3 protein-coding genes are annotated in these 4,020 nt (G+C 51.3%); 2 read left to right on the top strand and 1 reads right to left on the bottom strand.

Annotation, left to right across the window (positions count from 1 at the left end; translation table 11 throughout):
• Positions 1-13: 13 nt before the first annotated feature.
• Together selD and mnmH are read left to right on the top strand one after the other, a co-directional pair.
• Positions 14-1,066, top strand: a complete 1,053-nt coding sequence (gene selD / locus ACTF5Z_RS11470) for a selenide, water dikinase SelD (protein WP_438985756.1) — start codon at positions 14-16, stop codon at positions 1,064-1,066.
• Positions 1,066-2,169 carry a tRNA 2-selenouridine(34) synthase MnmH gene (mnmH, locus tag ACTF5Z_RS11465; protein WP_438985755.1) on the top strand — a complete coding sequence of 368 codons (1,104 nt, stop codon included), beginning with the start codon at positions 1,066-1,068 and terminating at the stop codon, positions 2,167-2,169. The genes selD and mnmH overlap by 1 nt, the downstream gene beginning before the upstream one ends.
• A 5-nt stretch (positions 2,170-2,174) precedes the next feature.
• On the opposite strand, the gene ACTF5Z_RS11460 is transcribed toward mnmH, so the two are convergent.
• On the bottom strand, positions 2,175-3,605 hold the full coding sequence (locus ACTF5Z_RS11460; protein ID WP_438985754.1) for a phosphodiesterase: 1,431 nt from the start codon (positions 3,603-3,605) through the stop codon (positions 2,175-2,177).
• Positions 3,606-4,020 lie beyond the last annotated feature (415 nt).

Raw genomic sequence — 4,020 nt, 5'->3', positions numbered from 1 at the left:
CAAGGAACGCAACGTGGATAAAGAAAAAATCAGACTCACGCAGTACAGCCATGGGGCAGGATGCGGCTGCAAAATTGCTCCAGACGTACTCGATAAAATATTAAAAGCAAGCAGCGAACGCAGCGCGGGCATCAGCCACCCTAACTTATTAGTCGGGAACGACCACAAAGACGATGCTGCCGCCATGGACATTGGCAATGGGCAGGCGATACTCAGCACTACCGATTTTTTTATGCCAATTGTCGATGACGCTTTTGATTTCGGGCGCATTGCCGCAACCAACGCAATGAGCGACATCTACGCGATGGGCGGTACGCCGCTAATGGCCATTGCAATTTTAGGGTGGCCGTTGGACAAGCTCCCGCCCGAACTCGCCGCCGATGTGATCGCAGGTGGCCGCAAAGTGTGCAGTGACGCTGGGATACCGCTTGCGGGCGGCCACAGTATCGACGCTCCCGAACCCATTTTTGGACTGGCGGTCACTGGCATCGTGCCAATAGCGGATTTAAAAACAAATGCACAAGCCCAAGCCGGAGACCTACTCTATCTTACCAAACCCCTAGGTATTGGCTTACTGACAACAGCAGAAAAAAAGGGGGCCCTACTTGCCGAAGATACCCACCGCGCGACCGAAACCATGTGCCAGCTTAATCGCATTGGCGCGAAACTATCTAAACTTCCCTATATTCGCGCAATGACAGACGTCACGGGTTTCGGCTTGGGCGGCCACCTATTGGAGCTTTGCCAGGCAGCTGGCCTACGCGCTGAGGTAGACTACAACAGGCTACCTCTGCTTCCCAACGTTCGACATTACATCCAAGAAAACTGCCTACCGGGCGGCACGCACAGAAACAGGCAGGCCTGCGGCGATCAGATAATCACATCCGCACCTGAGCACGATGCCATTGTGTTTGACCCCCAAACCAGCGGCGGCATTTTAATTAGCGTAGCCCCCGAATACGGCGCTGAGCTTGAAGATTTATTGCAGCAACATGGCTTGCCCCACAAACACTTTGGCAAAATGATGGCATCGACGGCCGATGCACCCCGGATTTTGGTGCGCTAATGCCCCTCCAAATCACCAACTTTAGGGACGTATTTTTAAATGATACGCCTTTAATTGACACGCGTGCTCCGATTGAATTCAACAAAGGATCATTTCCCTCGGCGGTCAATTTACCCCTAATGACGGACGATGAACGCGCGGCCGTTGGCACAGAATACAAGCAGAAGGGCCAAGAATCGGCCGTCGCCCTGGGACACAAGCTGGTGAACGGGTCCGTCAAAGATGAACGCATTACCGCTTGGGGAGACTTTGCGCATGCAAATCCAGACGGCGCCTTGTTTTGCTTTCGGGGCGGCATGCGTTCGCACATTACCCAACAGTGGTTGTTCGAAAACGGCATTGATTACCCCTTGGTGGTGGGTGGTTACAAGGCAATGCGAACCTGGTTGATAAACGAGCTTGTTAGGATCTCCGAGACTCAAAACATTATCGTTATTGCGGGGCGAACGGGCGTTGCTAAAACCGTATTGCTAAATCAAATGCCAAACCACTCGCCTTTAGGCTCGGTCGATTTGGAGGGTTTAGCGCACCATCGGGGCAGCGCCTTCGGACGCCGCCCCAGTCCTCAGCCGACTCAAATTAGCTTCGAGAGCGCATTAGCTATTGCTTTACTGAAACACGAGGCAAGCAATCGCAAAACCTTAGTTTTAGAAGACGAAAGCCAGTTGATTGGCCGCTGCGCCATCCCTGCACCTTTGTTGAAACAGATGCAACAAGCCCCACTGTGGGTCTTAGAAGCCCCACTTGACGAGCGAGTCGATCATTCTTACCACGCTTATATCCTGAGCAATCTAGAAGAATGGGAAGTCCAATTACAAGAACATGAATTGGCATTTACGGCCTTCGCGGAATCATTGGAGCGCTCAGCTTATTCCATCCGCAAACGCCTAGGAGGAGTGCGTTACGCAGAACTTAACAGGCTCATGGCCCAGGCATTAGACCAACATCGACAAGGCAGCCCAGAAGCACACAAACAATGGATACGCTTTTTGCTAACCGACTACTATGACCCGATGTACGATTATCAGCTTAGCAAACGTGACAATCGTGTTGCGCTATCTGGTGACCGAAACACGCTGGCTCAGCGCTTAGGTATGCACTAAGCGCCCTATACATTAATGGTGGTACTGCGTAAGACCTCACCCGTCTCATTTAAGCTGCGATCGTATCCACCGCAGTCTCGCAAATGCATACTCACCGAGTCCTTTGTTATCTCGATAATGGTATAACTATTTACCTCTGTGACCGGCACTAGGGTCTCTGCCTTAAGCCAAGCGGGAACTGCAGCTCGTACGCCCCGAGCCGCGGATGGCCAAGTCCCATCCGAACTGCTCACGGGCCCCGACAAAAGTGACGTAAGGGGGCGGTCAGAAAGATCAAGGTCACCGCTGCGCACAATGCGCTCAGCGGCCAACGCATGAATATCACCCGAGATCATAAAACGCGAACCCGGTCTGTTGGCCAGCGCCGCTAGGATACGTTGATGCTGATTCCACCAACCTTTCTGCCAGAGATATTTATCGGCATTCACACCCAAAGTGCCCTTGGTTTCACCCATTAATTCGTTAGAAACCGTATCTTCACCTTCTTCCGCCACCACATCAGGATACCACTCTCGCCATTTACCTGCGGTATAACCCAATGGATGCGAAGGAATAAATGCAAAATGTGTCGCACTAGATCCAACGCAAGCCTCTCGAGCCCAAGCCTCAATGTCCTCAGGCACCAATCGCGCATTGTCTCCGAGTGTCAGCCCACCAGCGCAATCGAGCAAAAAACCCTCAAACAATTTCCCGTAGCGCAGCCGACCTGCCAGTCGACCGTTACCGCCTTTAGGGCGATCCAGTAAAGCGGGATAATACAAATCCGCCATAGCTTTGGACGCGCGTTTAGAGAAGGCATCGGCAGGAAAAGTGACCAAGTCTTTTTCAGCATCATCATTTTCAAAATAGTCGTGATCATCGCCAATAAAAAACACAGGTACCGACTTAAAATCCGTGCCGTACAAGGCCGCGATCTGCTCTTGTCCAATCGCCTTGAGTACAGATTCGTTGCCCGTACCTATCATCGCCGCAGACCGATCAAACTCCCCGAATTTCCACCGAAGATAATGTCCCAGAACCCATTTTAGGAGAGGTTTCTTGCGACCAATTTGAGGTATGCCTTGCCCCCGCAAGTCCCAATACACATGATCACCTATAGCGAGAGCTGCATCGGGTTTTTCGGCCAGCGCTGATGCCAACAGACGTCGTTTAAAGTCTAAAGGTTTAAAGTATTGCTTCCCCATGAACCCAAAACCGTCGCCACCGCCCGCACAGGTGTAACTTAACAGCTTGAATTTTTCTGGTATCGAATCAGGACTCGGAAATGTCCGCAAGGGCCAAGATGCACCGACGTCACTCCCAGCGTCACGAACTTGCAGCGAATACTCTGTATCAGCACGCAACCCATTAATGGCAAACTGCCAGTGTTTACCTTCAGAATCGACCATCGCGCCAGAAGACAGGTGATCTCCACATCGCAAAGTGGGAGTTTGCATTGACGCCTGGGTGGACAATGTTACTGAAATCTGTGAGTCACTGCAGGTACACAAAATATGACTGAACACATCACTCTCAGATCGCGATCGAGTGGCCTGCATTAGGGGGCTCGCAGCAACTGAGAGCCCCAGACTCTTCAATATTGATCGACGCTTGATCACAAAGATTCCTGTTATTGTTAGGGAACGATGTTCACACTACCAAGATCTGCCGAGGTCGTAAATGTCGTGTATTCGACAGTTTGTGCAATTGACTTTGCAATACAGTAAAGTGCAGGTTTTATAACACCGTAAGGGTAGTAGCATGAATGGTGCAGAATCATTAATCAACTCGCTGGCGGACGCTGGTGTGGAGCTTTGCTTCGCCAATCCGGGCACCTCCGAAATGCAACTGGTTGCTGCTATTGATCAACAA

The organism is Aequoribacter sp., from assembly GCF_965659035.1.
Lineage (GTDB): Bacteria > Pseudomonadota > Gammaproteobacteria > Pseudomonadales > Halieaceae > Aequoribacter.
Note: the sequence above shows the minus strand (reverse complement) of the source record. Positions and strands in the feature narration are given on the sequence as shown.